This is a genomic window from Streptomyces sp. NPDC097619 (genome assembly GCF_040302735.1).
GTDB lineage: Bacteria > Actinomycetota > Actinomycetes > Streptomycetales > Streptomycetaceae > Streptomyces.
Genome location: NZ_JBEOSD010000027.1, coordinates 21,438 through 36,549, shown reverse-complemented (window position 1 = coordinate 36,549; position 15,112 = coordinate 21,438). Strand labels below are relative to the sequence as shown.

Annotated in this window: 9 protein-coding genes; 1 reads left to right on the top strand and 8 read right to left on the bottom strand. The window is 72.2% G+C overall.

Translation table 11 applies throughout. The annotated features are described in order from the left end of the window. Window positions 1–311: 311 nt before the first annotated feature. The 6 genes from ABTZ17_RS10620 to ABTZ17_RS10595 form a co-directional block, all read right to left on the bottom strand. Window positions 312–1,322 (bottom strand): LacI family DNA-binding transcriptional regulator, encoded by a 1,011-nt coding sequence (locus ABTZ17_RS10620; RefSeq protein ID WP_352195183.1) that lies wholly within the window; start codon window positions 1,320–1,322, stop codon window positions 312–314. 151 nt (window positions 1,323–1,473) lie between these two features. After that, window positions 1,474–3,513 carry a glycosyl hydrolase family 28-related protein gene (locus ABTZ17_RS10615; RefSeq protein ID WP_352195182.1) on the bottom strand — a complete coding sequence of 680 codons (2,040 nt, stop codon included), beginning with the start codon at window positions 3,511–3,513 and terminating at the stop codon, window positions 1,474–1,476. Window positions 3,514–3,554: 41 nt separating this feature from the next. Continuing rightward, on the bottom strand, window positions 3,555–5,165 hold the full coding sequence (locus ABTZ17_RS10610; protein ID WP_352195181.1) for a glycoside hydrolase family 13 protein: 1,611 nt from the start codon (window positions 5,163–5,165) through the stop codon (window positions 3,555–3,557). 294 nt (window positions 5,166–5,459) lie between these two features. After that, entirely contained in the window at window positions 5,460–6,335 is an 876-nt protein-coding gene (locus ABTZ17_RS10605; protein WP_352195180.1) for a carbohydrate ABC transporter permease, read from the bottom strand. Window positions 6,336–6,351: 16 nt separating this feature from the next. Then, complete coding sequence (locus ABTZ17_RS10600) at window positions 6,352–7,311, bottom strand: carbohydrate ABC transporter permease (RefSeq protein ID WP_352195179.1); 960 nt, start codon at window positions 7,309–7,311, stop codon at window positions 6,352–6,354. A gap of 95 nt (window positions 7,312–7,406) precedes the next feature. Further along, window positions 7,407–8,822 carry an extracellular solute-binding protein gene (locus ABTZ17_RS10595; protein WP_352195178.1) on the bottom strand — a complete coding sequence of 472 codons (1,416 nt, stop codon included), beginning with the start codon at window positions 8,820–8,822 and terminating at the stop codon, window positions 7,407–7,409. Window positions 8,823–9,313: 491 nt separating this feature from the next. On the opposite strand from ABTZ17_RS10595, the gene ABTZ17_RS10590 reads away from it, so the two are divergent. Beyond that, entirely contained in the window at window positions 9,314–12,028 is a 2,715-nt protein-coding gene (locus tag ABTZ17_RS10590) for a serine/threonine-protein kinase (RefSeq protein ID WP_352195177.1), read from the top strand. Here ABTZ17_RS10590 and ABTZ17_RS10585 read toward each other — a convergent pair. Next, entirely contained in the window at window positions 11,981–13,936 is a 1,956-nt protein-coding gene (locus ABTZ17_RS10585) for an SMI1/KNR4 family protein (RefSeq protein ID WP_352195176.1), read from the bottom strand. The genes ABTZ17_RS10590 and ABTZ17_RS10585 overlap by 48 nt on opposite strands. 55 nt (window positions 13,937–13,991) lie before the next feature. Beyond that, entirely contained in the window at window positions 13,992–14,879 is an 888-nt protein-coding gene (locus ABTZ17_RS10580) for a hypothetical protein (protein WP_352195175.1), read from the bottom strand. Window positions 14,880–15,112 lie beyond the last annotated feature (233 nt).

Genomic DNA, 15,112 nt, shown 5'->3' with positions numbered 1-15,112 from the left:
TCGCGCGCCGTGGAGCCCGATGTGACTCCGACAAGGATCGAAACGACAGCTAGCCAGCTTCTTGAGCGGCTTGTGCAACTGATTTGCGCTGTTAGCTCGCAAGGTTTCTCCTGGATGACAATTTTGTCAACGCTTTCACTCCACTTACCGACAGGGAACATCAGCCGGAAACACGTACGGCACCGGTGTCGCGCCCGCTCGGGGCGGGGGACACCGGTGCCGTGGAGTGACGTGCGGAGTGATATGTCGTCAGTTGTCGGAAACCGTGGGGCCGGGAGGCCGGCCGGTCCGTGGATCGCCGAGTCGACGGATCAACGCGTCGGCGGCGGCGCCGTGGAGCCGCGGACGACGAGCTCGGGCTCGAAGAGCAGCTCCCCCAGGTGGTGCTGGGCGCCCTGGATCTGCGCGCTCAGCAGGTCCACCGCGGCGCGCCCCATGGCCTCGATGGGCTGGCGGACCGTGGACAAGGGGGGCTCGGTGCAGGTCATGAAGGCGGAGTCGTCGAAACCGACCACCGATACGTCCGCGGGGACCGCGAGGCCCCGGCGACGGGCCGCCCGGATCGCGCCGAGCGCCAGGGGGTCGCTGCCGCAGGCGATGCCGGTGACGCCCCGGTCGAGCAGGCGCGCGGCGGCGGCCTGCCCGCCCTCCAGCGAGAAGATCGACCGCTCGACGAAGGCGTCGTTCCACGGCGTACCGGCGGCCGCGGAGGCCGCCCGGGCCGCCTCCAGCTTGCGGCGCGAGGGGACGTGGTCTTCGGGGCCGAGCACCAGCCCGATCCTCTCGTGCCCCAGGGACACCAGGTGCCGCCAGGCCTGCTCGATGGCCACGGCGTCGTCACAGGCGACGCAGGGGAAGTCGAGGCCCTCGATGGAGGCGTTGACCAGGACGACGGGGATGTTGCGCTCGGCCAGCCGGTAGTAGTGGTCGTGCGGGGCGTCTGCCTGCGCGAACAGCCCACCGGCGAAGACCACGCCGGAGACCTGCTGCTGGAGCAGCAGGTCCACGTAGTCGGCCTCCGAGACCCCGCCCTTGGTCTGGGTGCAGAGCACGGGGGTGAGCCCCTGCTGGGCGAGCGCACCCCCGATGACCTCGGCGAACGCCGGGAAGATCGGGTTCTGCAGCTCGGGGAGGACGAGGCCGACCAGGCGGGCCCGCTCCCCCCGCAGCTGCGTCGGCCGTTCGTAGCCCAGTACGTCCAGCGCCGTCAGCACGGACTGCCGAGTGGCGTCCGAGACCCCGGGCTTGCCATTGAGGACACGGCTGACCGTCGCCTCGCTGACCCCCACCTTCTTCGCCACCTGAGCAAGTCGTCGCGTCATACACGCAAGCCTAGCGCAAAAGTCGCAAGAAATTGCGTCGGACTTCCTGTTCTCCGGAGAACATGACGCAAAGGCGCTCTTCGGACATCCGGTCCCGCTCCGGACACCTCCGGAGCGGGACCTCCCCGCGTCCCCCGGGCGCGGGGACGGCTCACCAGGGCGCGGGCGCCGGGGGCGTGACGACCGGCGGCCGGTCGTCACAGGTGATGGTGTTGGGCAGCAGCCAGGGGGCGAGCCAGCCCCCGTCGTTGCCCCCGCGGTCCTCCAGGGTGAACTCCGATCCCGTGGCGGGGAAGTTGAAGGAACCGCAGTTGTTGACCCCGACGGCGCCCACGTTGCGGGCGTCGACGTTCTCGAAGGTGGCGGAGCCCTTGGTGCGGGCGCTCAGCACGGAGTTCCCGGCACCGTCCACCCGGACGTCCTTGAAGTGGACCGCGGGGATCTCGTAGCGGTCCTTCACCCCGTACTCGCTGACGAGCATGATCGCGTTGTGGGTGGAGTCCAGGTAGTGGTCGCCGGTGACGCGCACGTCGGCCGCGATGGAGCCGTCCAGAGCGTACATCCACAGCGCGCCCAGTCCGATCTTCCAGTTCGGATCGAGGGTGCCGGCGCGGACCGCCGTGTTGTCGGTGAAGTGGAGCTTCCCCGTGAAGGGCTCGGCGCCGAAGCGGGCACCGGCGTGCAGGGCGCTCCCCTCGCGCACGGGGTCGGCGACGAGGTTGCGGCTGATGGTGGTGTCCTCGCCGCCGTACACGGCGATGCCGTTGGCGAGGGTGGGTGACTGGACGGTGTTGCGGTCGATGGTGTTGCGGGCGTCGGCGGTCTTCTCGGACCAGAGGGCGATGCCGTCGTCGCCGGTGTTGCGGATGAAGTTGTCGCGGACCAGGGAGTCGGTGACGCCGGTGTGGAAGTTGAGCGCGTCGGCGATCTGGTCGGTGATCGTGTTGCCGGTGATCCGGATGTTCGTCATGGGGCCGTCGAACCACAGGCCGACCTTGGTGCGGTGCAGGTACAGGCCCTGGATGGTGGAGTGGCTCATGGCCCCGCCGATGGCGTTGACCTGGTCGGTGTCGACGCGTTCCCGGACGTCGCCCTCGATGGCGAAGCCGGACAGGTGGACGTCGCGGCTGCCGCCCTCGGCGGCGGGCTTGCCGTAGAGGCCGACGCCGGTGTGGATCGAGCCGTCGGGTGCCGGGGTGGGGAGGGTGACCTGGCGTCCCTTGAGGACGGTGTGCCAGTTTCCGGCCCCGATGATCGTGACGTCGTCCACGATGATGTGCCGGTCGACGCGGAAGGTGCCCGGCGGGAGGTACACGGCCCGGTCGGTCCGGCGGGCCAGGGCGATGGCCCGTTCGATGGCGGGGGCGGCGTCCCGGCGTCCGGTCGGGTCCGCGCCGAGGAGCCGCACGTCGATCCCTCCGCGTTCGACGTGCGGCCCCGCGACGAGTTCGGTGTCGAGCAGGTCGATGACGGTCCAGGCGGCGGGGCTGCCGGTGGGGACGGTGAGCCGGACGGTCTGCCCCGCGCGGAAGGTCTGCCCGAGGAGCAGGCGCTGCTCGTCGTAGAAGTGGGTGGGGCGGAACGGCTTGGTGATGGTGGGTGCGGGCGTGGTGGCGGAGGGGACGCACGCGCACTCGGCGAGCCACCAGTCGGGGTGGAGCAGGTCCGCCTGGGGGTCGTTGGTGAAGGGGTACTGGTTGTACAGCCAGGAGTAGGCGGAGGTGAGGGTCATGGTGCGGAGCGGGCGGCCGGCGGCGCTGACGGTGAGCGGGGCGGTGATCCCGCCGCCGGTGGCCGCGTCGGGGATGCTGTATCGCACGGTGAGGGCGTTGGCGGCGCGGGGCAGGGTGAACTCGACGTACTGGCCGGGGAGGAGCTTGACCGCCTTGCGGCCGGAGGCCTCCGAGGGGAGGGTGTGGGCCGTGCGGTCGGGGCCGATGACGGTGCCGTCGGTGCGGGCGTTCTCCGCTTCCTGTTCGTCGAAGGCGACGGCCGCGCCGCGGCCCGCGACCAGCGCGGGGTCGAGGCCGGCGCGGGTGACCACGGGGCCGGTGGGCGGGGCGGGGGTCGGGCGTACGGGTGCGGCGGTCGCGGTGGAGCCGATCACCTGGGTGAGGCAGAGCAGGGCGCCGGCCGCGGCGGTGGCGATGGCGGCGCCGCGCGCGCGTGCGGGGAGGGTCTTTCCGGACATCGGGCCTCGCTTCTCGGGAGGGGTTCGGACGGGGGCCGGTGTCAGGACCGGAGCCAGACGGCCGTGTCGGTGGGGAGGGTGCCGTCCTGCGGCAGCGGGCCGCTGGCGAGCAGGACTTCCTGGTGGTCGGGGAGGGCGGTGGGCCCGTCCGCGAGGTTGACCACGCAGGTCAGGCCGTGTCCGCGGGTGAAGGCGAGGACGCCGTCGGCGGCGGGCAGCCATTCCAGGGGGCCGTCGCCGAAGCCGGGCACGGTGCGGCGCAGGGAGAGGGCCGTGCGGTAGAGGTGGAGCATGGAGGCGGGGTCGGCGCTCTGCCGGTCGACGGCGTAGCGGGCCCAGTCGGCGGGTTGGGGCAGCCAGGTCTCGGTGTCGGGGTGGGTGCCGAAGCCGTGGGCGGGGGCGTCGGCCTCCCAGGGCAGGGGGACGCGGCAGCCGTCGCGGCCGGGGTCGACGCCGCCGGAGCGGGCGTGCATCGGGTCCTGGATGCGGGTGCGGGGGACCTCGCTCTCGGGCAGGCCCAGTTCCTCTCCCTGGTAGAGGTAGACGGAGCCGGGGAGGGCGAGGGTGAGGAGGGCGGCGGCGCGGGCGCGGCGGGTGCCGAGGGCGAGGTCGGTGGGGGTGCCGAAGCGCTTGGTGGCGAAGTCGAAGGCGGTGTCGGTGCGGCCGTACCGGGTCGCGGTGCGGGTGACGTCGTGGTTGCAGAGGACCCAGGTGGCGGGGGCGTGGACGGGCGCGTGTTCGGCGAGGGTGTCGTCGATGGTGGTGCGGAGGCGGGCGGGTTCCCAGGGGCAGGCGAGGAAGTTGAAGTTGAAGGCGGTGTGGAGTTCGTCGGGGCGCAGGTAGCGGGCGAAGCGTTCGGCGTCGGGGAGCCAGACCTCTCCGACGAAGATGCCGCCGTACTCGTCGGCGACGGCCCGCCAGGAGCGGTAGACCTCGTGGATCTCGTCCTGGTCGATGTAGGGGTGGGGGTCGACGCCTTCGGTGAAGTCGCGGAGGGTGGGGTCCTTGGTGAGGAGGGCGGCGGAGTCGATGCGGACGCCTGCGACTCCTCGTTCGAACCAGAAGCGCAGGACGTCCTCGTGTTCGCGGCGGACGTCGGGGTGGTCCCAGTTGAGGTCGGGCTGTTCGGGGGTGAAGAGGTGGAGGTACCACTCGCCGTCGGGGACGCGGGTCCAGGTGTTGCCGGAGAACTGCGAGGGCCAGTCGTTGGGCGGCAGTTCGCCGTGTTCGCCGCGGCCGGGGCGGAAGTGGAACCGGGACCTTTCCGGGCTGCCGGGGCCCGCGGCGAGGGCGGCCCGGAACCAGGCGTGCCGGTCGGAGACGTGGTTGGGCACGATGTCGACGATCACGCGCAGCCCGAGTTCGCCCGCTTCGGTGATGAGCTTCTCGGCCTCGTCGAGGGTGCCGAAGGCGGGGTCGATGGTGCGGTAGTCGGCGACGTCGTAGCCGCCGTCGACGAGCGGGGAGGCGTACCACGGGGTGAACCAGACGGCGTCGACGCCGAGTTCGGCGAGGTAGGGCAGTCGGGCGCGGATGCCCGCGAGGTCTCCGGTGCCGTCACCGTCGCCGTCGGCGAAGCTGCGCGGGTAGACCTGGTAGATGACGGCGTCGCGCCACCAGTCGGCGGTGCGGGACGGAGTGGGGGCGGCCACGGTGGTTCCTTAGGGGGTAGGGGTCGGTTTCGGTCACGCGTCCGGCCGCGCGCGGTGGGCCGGGTCGGGCCCGGGAGGGCGGCCGCCGGGTGGCGGCCGGGCGTGTGAGGGGGGCCGGCTGGGTGGGCGCCCGGGGGCGTCCGGTGCCGCGGCGGCGGTTCCGCGGGGTGTTCCGGGGCGGGTCGGACGGGGATCGCCTCGGTTCGGGGCAGGATCGGGTCTCGCCGCCGCTCCGGGTGGCGGGGTGGGAAGGCCCGGGGCGGCGGCGAGTGTTCCTGGGAGGGGCGGGGCGGGTCAGCCCTTGAGGCCGCCCGCGGTGAGCCCGCCCATGATGTTGCGCTGGAAGACGAGGAAGACGAGCAGGGTGGGCAGGGAGGCGATGGTGAGCGCCGCGATGAGGACGTTCACGGGGACGCCGGTGGAGAGCGAGTAGATGCCCACGTTGAGGGTCTGCTTGGTCGGGTCGGGGAGGGTGAGCATGGGCCAGAGGAAGTCCTTCCAGACCCCGACCACCGCGAAGATCGACACGACGCCCAGGATGGGGCGTGAGATGGGCAGGACGATCGACCACAGGATGCGCATCGGGCTCGCGCCGTCGATGGCGGCGGCGTCGAGGATCTCCCGGGGGATCGAGTCGAAGAAGCGCTTCAGCAGGAAGATGTTGAAGGCGTTGGTGACGGACGGCAGCCAGATCACCCAGGGCGTGTCGAGCAGGTTCCAGCCGGTGACCGGTACGTCGAGGACAGTCAGGTACTGGGGGACGACGAGGACCGTGGCGGGGATCATGAGGGTGGCGAGCATCATGCCGAGGATGGCCTTGCCGAGCACGGGCCGCAGTTTGGACAGCGAGTAGGCGGCGGCCACGTCGAGGACCAGTTGGAAGGCGAGGGCGCCGAGGGCGTAGTAGAGGGTGTTGAAGAGCAGGGAGGACAGGTCCATGACCTCCCAGGCGCGGCTGTGGTTCTCGGGCGTGAAGCTCTCGGGCACCAGGGTCGGAGGGGTGCGGACGACCTCCTGGGTGTCCTTGAACCCGCTGGTGAGGAGCCAGTAGAGGGGTCCGAGGAAGGCCACCGTGAATCCGCCGGTGACCAGGGCGAAGGCGCTCCAGTAGAGGCGCTTGCCGCGGGGTTTGGCGCGTGCCGCCGGTGAGACGAGCGTGCGTGTGGACATTGCTGTTCTCCCGGTCCTATGCGTCCTCGGAGCGGCTGAGCTTGGCGTACGCGGCCGAGAATCCGGCGAGCAGCACGAGCAGGAGCAGGCCGAGGGCCGCCGCGGCGCCGTAGTCGTTGAAGTTGAAGGCGTACTGGTAGATGAGGTAGACGACGGTGGTCGTGGACCCTTCGGGGCCGGCGCCGCCGGTGAGCAGGAACGGTTCGACGAAGACCTGCATGGTCGCGATGATCTGCATGAGGAACATCAGCGAGAGGATGAGGCGCGTCTGCGGGACGGTGACGTGCCAGATCTTGCGGAACAGGCCGGCGCCGTCGAGTTCGGCCGCCTCGTAGAGCTCGCCGGGTATGCCCTGGAGGGCGGCGAGGTAGATGAGGGTCGCCCCGCCCATGTTCATCCAGGTGGAGGCGATGACGAGGGCGAACATCGCGATGTCGGCGTCCTGGAGCCACTGTTGCTCGGGCAGGTGGAGGAAGCCGAGCAGTTCGTTGAGGAGTCCGTAGCCGGGGTCGTACAGGTACTGGAAGAGCAGGACGGCGGCGACGGGCGGCAGCATCACGGGCAGGTAGACCAGGAGCCGCAGGTAGCCCTTGCCGTGCTGGAACTCGTTGATCGCGATGGCGAGGACGAACGGCACGGCGAAGCCGAGGAGCAGGGCGAGGGCGGTGTACCAGAGGGTGTTGCCCCAGGCCTGCCAGAACGCCGGGTCGTTGAAGACGGTGCGGAAGTTGTCCAGTCCGACCCAGACCGATTCGCCGCTCTCGGTCTTCTGGAAGGCCAGGAGGAATTCCCTGACCATCGGGTACCAGGAGAAGACGGCGAAGCACAGGACGGCTCCGATGAGGAACCCGTGGGCGGTCAGGTTGCGCCGCAGGTTCTTGGCGAGGGCGCCCGCCGGCGCCGCGGGCCCGTGCGGGCGCGGCTCGGGGTGGCGGGGGCTCTGCGCTTTGTTGGGGGTCAGGCTCGGGGCCGACATGCGTGCTCCTTGGTACGGGACTGCCGTGTCCGGTGCCGGGCGGGAGGCCGCGGGCGGGGTGGGGCGCGGGGTGCGCGCCGCCCCGCCCGGTGCCGTCACTGGTTGGCCAGGACCTGGTTGACCTGCTTCTCCGCGGTGGACAGGAGCTTGTCGACGTCGGCGTCCTCGTTGGTGAGGATGCCGGACATCACGTTGTCGAGGACCTTGTAGATCTCCTGGGCCTTCGGCGGCTCGGCCTTGCCGGGGACGGGGCTGTCGGTGAACGCCTTGAAGTTGGCGACCGGCATGGTGGCGTTCTCGGAGCGGGCGGCGTCGTCCTTGCTCTTGGACTCGTTCAGCCAGAAGTTGGGCTGCGGGAGGCCGACGGGCAGGCTGTCGGCCTTGGTGCGGGCCCAGTCGAACTGGCCCTTGCCGACGGTGGTGAACTTGAAGTTCAGCCAGGCGATGCCGGCCTTGACCTTGTCGGCGGAGATGCCCTGCTTGATCATGTAGCCGTTGCCGCCGGCGAGGGTGTTCTTGCCGCCGGGAATGGGGCCCATGCCGAAGTTCTCGTACTTGGCGCCGAGTTGCTGGACCATGTACGTGATGTCGTCGGGGGCGGCGAGGAACATGCCGAGCTTGTCGGTGGCTATCTGCTTCTGCAGGTCGCCCCACTTGAGCAGCTGGGTCTTGCCCATGCTGTCGTCCTCCCAGCGCATGGCGTGGAGGTTCTTGGCGAGCTGCTTGCCGAGGTCGTTGTTGAAGGCGGCCTTGGTGCCGCTCTCGTCCACGATGTCGCCGCCGAGGCTGTAGAGCTGCGCGGTGAAGTGCCAGCCGCCGGTGTTGGCGGCGCTGTACTCGCCGAAGCCGGCCACGCCGTTGCCGAGGGCGGCGATCTTCTTGGCGGCGGCCCGGACCTCGTCCCAGGTCTTCGGCGGGGTGTCGGGGTTCAGGCCCGCGTCCTTGAAGAGCTTGCGGTTGACGAGCAGGCCCATCGTGTAGTTGCTGGTGGGCAGGCCGTAGAGCTTGCCGTCCTTCCTGAGGACGTCGAGCACGTTCGGGTCGATGTCCTTGAGGGCCGGGACCGTCTTGTCGGTGACGTAGGCGCTGAGGTCGGTGGCGCCGTCCTCGGAGAGGACCTGCGGCAGGTCCGTGAAGTAGGTGTAGAAGACGTCCGGCTGGGACTTGGCCTTGAGCATCGCCGTGAAGCGCGGGGGTTCCAGGCACTGGCCCGGAGTGGACCGCCCCTCGATCGTGACGTTCGGGTAGGTCTTGTTGAACTCGGCGACGTCCTCCTTCCACTCCTTGAGCTCGGCCGCCTTCGCCGCCGGGGGCATGCAGTCGATCGTGATCGACACCTTGGTCTTGGGGTCCAAGGGGGCGGAGGGGTCGGGCGCGGCGCTCTGCTGCCCCGCGTTGTCCGTGCTGTCGCCGCCACCGCTGCTGCAGGCGGCGAGCGCGGTCAGCGTCATGGCGGAGACGAGGGTGACCGCGGTGGCGCGGCGGGTACGGCGGAGCCTGGCACTTGTCATCGGGTGGTCCCCTTCGGGCAGAACGTGGAGGTCGCCCCCGCCGAGGTCGGCGACTGCGTGGTGGGGCGCGGCACACTCAACCACCAGCAACAAGCGAACGCAAGATATCGCGCACGTTTCGTAATTGCTTGACAAGGTGACTCCGGACCGGACCCCCTCAAAGGCGTCCACACCGTCCGACCCGAGGTCAAGCCAGACCCCGGGCGGGTGCGGGCAGCTCAGGGTGCACGGGCGCGTGCGGACCCGGCGCGTCCATACCTCATCTTGTGTTCAATATTTGCGCGTTCTCTTCAAGATTTTCCGGACAGCGATTACCTTGGTTCCGCTCGACACCCCCACGCCGTGCGCTCCGTCGGTCGCCTTGAGCACGACGTGCCCTCGGGGGTGCCCCCACCCCCACCCCGCAGCGGCCGTCCGGACACGATCGTCCCCGGGGAGGACGGGACGGAGGATGCCGGATCCGCCCCCACGGGCCGGGGTACGGGGGCAGAATGCGGATCGGGGAGTCGTACGCGCACGGTGTGGGGGTGCTGGTGGAGGCTGGGGTCCGGCTGGCCGGTCGGTACAAGGTGATCGAGCGCCTCGGCCGGGGCGGGATGGGCGAGGTCTGGCGGTGCGCGGATCCCGAGCTCCGGCGCGACGTCGCCGTGAAGGTACTGGACGATCGGGCCACCTCCCCCGAGGCCCTGAAGCGGTTCCGGCGCGAGGCGGCGATCGGGGCGGGCCTGCGGCATCCGCGGATCACGGTGGTGCACGACATCTCCCGGGACGGGGAGCGGTTGTTCATCGTGATGGAGCTGCTGGAGGGCCGGAGCCTGGCCGATCGGATCGGGGAGGCCCCGGACGGACTGCCGCTGGGTGAGGTCCTCGCCCTGGCGGTCCAGATCGTGGAGGGTCTGGTCGCGGCGCACGCCCTGGAGGTGGTGCACCGGGACCTCAAGCCGGGGAACGTGCTCCTGCACGACGGCCAGGTGAAGATCTGCGACTTCGGGATCGCCTGGTCCGTCCAGTCGACGACCGGACTGACGACCACCGACAAGCCCTTCGGCACCCCGCCCTACATGGCCCCGGAACAGTGGCGGCCCGAACGCGGCAAGCGGGTGGACGCCCGCTGCGACCTGTACGCCCTGGGCTGCGTCCTGTACGAGATGCTCGCCGGCACGCCCCCGTTCCTCGGCAACTACTACCAGCTGATGTGGCAGCACGCCGAAGAGTCCCCCCGACCCTTGGCCCATCTGCGGCCCGGGGTTCCCGACGGGCTCTCCGCACTCGTGCACGCCCTGCTGGGGAAGGACCCCGACGACCGGCCGGCCGGGGCCACCGACGTCCTCGCGGTGCTCGCCCGGCTCACCGAACAGGCCCGGAGCGACGGCGGAGCGGAGCCCCGGCAGTCCTCCGGCGCGGATGATCCGTCCGGAGTCCACCAGGTCATCGCCTCCTTCACCGCGCAGGCCGAAGCCGCCGCGGGTGAGGGCGATCCCGCCCGGGCGGCGGCCCTCGCCCGCACCACGGTCGAGATCGCCGGCCACGCGCTGGGCGGCGATCACCCCGACACCCTCGCCTGTCGCCACCGGCACGCCATGTGGACCGGCGAGGCGGGAGAGCCGGCCACGGCGCGCGACCTCCTGGACGGCCTCGTCACCGACCGCGGCCGGGTCCACGGCCCCGACGACCCCCACACCCTGGAGAGCCGCCACCACCATGCCGTGTGGACCGGCCGGGCCAGGAACCCCGCGGGCGCGCACCGGTTGCTGGCCGCGCTCGTCCCCGACCGCGTCCGCGTCCTCGGCGCCGACCATCCCGACACCCTGGCCTCCCGCCACGAGCACGCCCGGTGGACCGGCGAGCTCGGGGACCCGGCCACCGCACGCGACCTCGAAAAGGCCCTGATCACCGACCGGACCCGCGTCCTCGGGGCCGAGCACCCCGACACCCTGGCCTCCCGGCACCAACACGCGCGGTGGACCGGTGTGGCCGGGGACTCGGCCACCGCGCGGGACCTGAGCGAGACCCTGATCGCCGACCGGATCAGGCTCCTCGGACCCGATCACAAGGACACCCTGACCAGCCGCCACAACCACGCCCTCTGGACCGGGGGTGCCGGAGCGCAGAACGCCGCGAGGGACCTCCTGGCAGCTGTCGTCACCGACAGCGGCCGGGCCCTCGGGGTCGACCACCCCGACACCCTGACCAGCCGACACGCCCACGCCCACTGGACCGGGCAGGCCGGCGACCCGGCGGCCGCGCGCGACCTCTGCCGAGGCGTCGTCGCGGACCGGTCCCGCACCCTCGGGCCCGACCACCCCGACACGCTGTCGAGCCGGTACCTCGACGCGGACTGGACCGGCGCGGCCGGGGACGCCGGCAAGGCTCGGGACCTCCAGGACGGCGTGATCGCCGACCGTTCCCGAGCGCTCGGCCCCGACGATCCCGACACCTTGGCGAGCCGCCACAACCACGCCCACTGGACCGGCGCGGCCGGGGACGCCGCCAAGGCCCGCGACCTCCAGGACGGCGTCGTGGCCGATCGTGCGCGGGTCCTGGGCGCCGACCACCCCGACACCCTGACCAGCCGGCACAACCACGCCGTCTGGGCCGCGGCGGCCGGGGACCCGGTGGCCGCCCGTCGGCTGTACGAGACGCTCGTGGCCGACCGCAGCCGGGTCCTCGGGTCCAATCATCCCGACACCCTGGCCAGCCGGCACAACCACGCCAACTGGGTCGGCCGGGCCGGTGATCCCGCCACCGCGTGCAAGCTGTACGCGGCCCTCATCGCCGAACGGGCCCGCGTCTTCGGCCCCGGGCACCCCGACACGTTGGACAGCCGCCACAACCACGCCAACTGGACGGGTGCGGGCGGCAGCCCGGACACCGCCCGCACCCTGTTCGACGAGCTCGTCGCGGACAGCGCCCGCCTGCTCGGACCGGTTCATCCCGACACCCTGGAGTGCCGCTACAACCAGGCCCACTGGACCGGCGCGGCCGGGGACCCGGCCTTCGCGCGCGCGCTCTTCGCGGCTCTGGCCGAGGACAGTGCCCGCGTCCTCGGGGCCGACCACCCCCGGACCGTCAAGGCCCGTGAGCAGGAGGCGGCCTGGGCGAAGACGGCCGGGGCCCGCAATCAGGCGGGGCCGGGTACCGGCCGGGGTGGCAGGTGGCTATTCGGACGGCGGGGAGCCGGGGCGGGTGCGGACGAAGGTCAATGAGGCGTAGCGCTCGCCCTCGTGGGGCGGCCGGGTCCAGGAGCGCGTCGTGAAGGTGCGGAGGCTGCCCTGCGTCAGCGCGAAACGGGGCAGGTCGAGACCGAGTTCCGTGTGGAGGGCGCGCAGCGCCCGGCGTTCGTTCTCCCGCTCGGTGTCCTGCGGGCGGAAGAGCCGTTCGGGATCCAGGCCCGTCGGAATCTCGCCGGAGCGGACGGTCTCCCCCGCCCGGACGGTGAACGCGAACACTTCCCGGCCCCCTTCGGCCACGGACAGGTGGAACGCGGGCGGGGTCCCGTCGGCGAACCCGTGCCTGGGCTCGCGCCAGACCACCACCGCGCGGCCCGCCGTGGACGCGGCCGGGGCGGGGGACACGAAGCGGTCGTCCAGCCGGGCGCCGTCGCCGTCGAAGGCGAAGGCCCAGCCCCCGGCGGTACGGCCGACGGCGACCAGGGCCCGGTCCTCCCAGACCGGCACCTCCTCGCGCGGGGGCCGCCGGAACACCCGCCAGGATCCGAAGCGGCCGGTGGGCGGGGTCAGCGCCGCCCCTTCCGCTCCGATCAGCTCGGGCAGGACGGCGGGGTCGGCTCCTTCGACCCAGACGCACCGGTACCCGCCCTCCGGGCTGCGGCTCCCCGCAGTGGAGGTCAGCCACAACAGGCCCGGCGGGTCGAGACCGGGCAGGGGCTCGGGCGGCGGCCCCGTCTCCCCGGAACGCGGGATCGACAGGAGTTCACGGCCCCGCTCGGGGGTGACCAGCGGGCCCAGGACGGGGTCGGCGAGCAATCCGACCGGCGCGATCAGACCGGGCCCCGGTGCCTCCCAGGACGCAAGCCCCGCCGTCAGCACGCGCCAGGCGGGGTCGGTCTCGCCCCAACCGGCCCTGCTCCGCGCTTCGGCGACGGCCGTCCCCCACTCCCCCGGTGGGTCGTAGCGGTGGCTGCCGACCCGGAGCGCCCGGAGTACGGCCTCGGCGGATTCCCGTGCGACTCCGCGGGCGGCCATCATCCTCAGCCAGTGGTCGTCTCCGCCCATGTGCCCCGTGCCCGCGGCCGGCTCGACAGCCTCCACCGGCAGGACCTCCGAGCGGTAGCGGGCGTCGGAGACCAAATCGCCGTACCAGACGCGGCCGCGCCCCGCCGGCTGTGCGAACTGCCGGAGCTGGCCGAGCAGGACGAGGCTGCCGGGCCGTCCGAAGGCGGCCGCCTCTTCCAGCAGGGGCAGGGCCTCGCCGTGCCGGCCGGCCAGGGCCAGCCGGCGTGCCTCCTCGACCCGGGCGTCCTGGGCGCGCGTGGTCGCGTTCACGAACTCGGGCCGGTCCACCCGATCGGCGTGGAAGCTTCGGTACATCGCTTCCATGTAGGCCCGGAACGAGGGGTAGCGGTCGGGGGACCCTCCGCTCCACCCCTTGTGGACGTAGAGGGCCCACTCGCCGTCCGGATCGGTGTCGCCCGGGTCGAGGAGGGCGTGGGTCATGTCGGAGTCCGTTTCCAGCCGGAGGGCCCGCCGCCACATGCCGGCCAGGCGGACCTCCTCCGGGGCGGAGTCCTCGCGCAGGCCCTCCTCGTACAGCGGGGTGAGGTCGAAGGGGTCGCGGAACCAGTCGACTTCCGCGACGCCGCCGAGCCGGTACACGCCCGCGGTCTGGTCCACCCGCCATCCGTCGCTCGCGGCCAGAAAGGCCCGGTACGAGGGCGGCAGCCGCCGGCCCAGACGTTCCTCGGCGGCGGCGAGCGCCGCCGGGGTCGCGCCGGGCCGACCGAGGACACCGCGGTCGCGGTCCCCCTCGTCCTGCCCCTCTTCGTCCCCCTCCGACGCCCCTTGCGCCTCTTCTTCCTCTTCGTCCGCGCGCGGCATCCACTCGGCCCGCCACCGCTCCAGGAACACCTGCCAGTCGAAAGATCCGTCGTTCATGCCCCGAGGGTGCCATCCGGCACCGACAGCGCCTCGGCCGGGCGGGGCGGCGGCCTCAGCCCAGTGCGGACAGGGCCTGTTCGGCCATCTGGACGCCCACCGTGGCGGCGGCCGTGGTGCCGGCCTGGACGAGCATCTCCTTCATCCGCGCGGTGAGCCGGCGCAGGCGGCCCGGGTCCGGGGTCTCGGAAGCGGCCTCTTCCTGGAGGTCCCGGGCGACGCGTTCCAGGTCGGCGCGGTCCGTGTCGGGCAGGTCGAGGGTGCCGCTGACCTGGCCGACGTAGCCGGCGAGGCGGGCGAAGAGGGTGGGGTCCACGCCTTCGGTGTTGTGCTGGGTGAAGTGGTGTTGCTCGCCGATGACGACGCCTTTGGCGTTCGGCATGAAGGTGTTGTAGGTGGTGCCGGGGCGGGGCCGGTCGAGGTGCTCCTGCACGTTTCCTCCTGCCAGGGCGCAGCGGGCGCCCTGAGGGGTGAGGCGGACGGTGGGCGGTTCGGTGGGGAGGCGGTCGAGGAGGCGGTGCTCCGCGAGGTGGGCGAGGGCCTCGTGGAGGTCCGCGCGGGTGGTGTCGGTGCCGGCGAAGGAGTGTCCGGCGGTGGTGAGGAAGCGGGTGGGGTCGATGGGGGTCCGGTCGCCGTCGAAGTCGTAGAGCCAGCGGATCAGGGCGTCCGCGGTGTGCCGGAGCCGGGCGGCGCGGTCCTTCCGCAGGTCCTTCAGTCGGCGGGCGGCGACGCGCCCGCTGTCGGTGAGCCGGACCTCGGTGGTGCTCCCGAGGGAGCGGACGATTCGGGCCAGGCCCTCCTGGTCGAGTTCGAGGGCCAGGAGGGCCGGGTCCTCGTCCAGCCGGAACTCGCGGACGAAGCGGGCGACGTCGACGTAGGCCGGACTCCGCCGGGTGCGGTCGTCCAGCCAGAGCAGCAGGCGGTCGCGGTGGCCGCCGGTCAACTCGCCGCCCCCGCGGCCCGGTACGCGGATCGTGGCGGGGTGCGGGGGTGTGCGGGCAGCCGCATGGCCCTCCTGTCCGGGACGTCTCGCCCCAGGGTACGGAGCGGTGCCCGCGCCGCGCGCGGGAACGCCGGAAGTCCGAGGTCTCCGCAGGCCCGGGTACCGGAGGCCCGCGGCGGGGGCGCCTTCGGCCGGAACGGGCGGTTCGGTCGGGGCGATCTTCAGTAGGGTGA

Bases quoted from the DNA above. Each gene is read 5' to 3' on its own strand.
- ABTZ17_RS10620 (WP_352195183.1), bottom strand. From the start codon at position 1,322: ATGACGCGACGACTTGCTCAGGTGGCGAAGAAGGTGGGGGTCAGCGAG.
- ABTZ17_RS10615 (WP_352195182.1), bottom strand. From the start codon at position 3,513: ATGTCCGGAAAGACCCTCCCCGCACGCGCGCGCGGCGCCGCCATCGCC.
- ABTZ17_RS10605 (WP_352195180.1), bottom strand. From the start codon at position 6,335: ATGTCCACACGCACGCTCGTCTCACCGGCGGCACGCGCCAAACCCCGC.
- ABTZ17_RS10600 (WP_352195179.1), bottom strand. From the start codon at position 7,311: ATGTCGGCCCCGAGCCTGACCCCCAACAAAGCGCAGAGCCCCCGCCAC.
- ABTZ17_RS10595 (WP_352195178.1), bottom strand. From the start codon at position 8,822: ATGACAAGTGCCAGGCTCCGCCGTACCCGCCGCGCCACCGCGGTCACC.
- ABTZ17_RS10590 (WP_352195177.1), top strand. From the start codon at position 9,314: ATGCGGATCGGGGAGTCGTACGCGCACGGTGTGGGGGTGCTGGTGGAG.
- ABTZ17_RS10585 (WP_352195176.1), bottom strand. From the start codon at position 13,936: ATGAACGACGGATCTTTCGACTGGCAGGTGTTCCTGGAGCGGTGGCGG.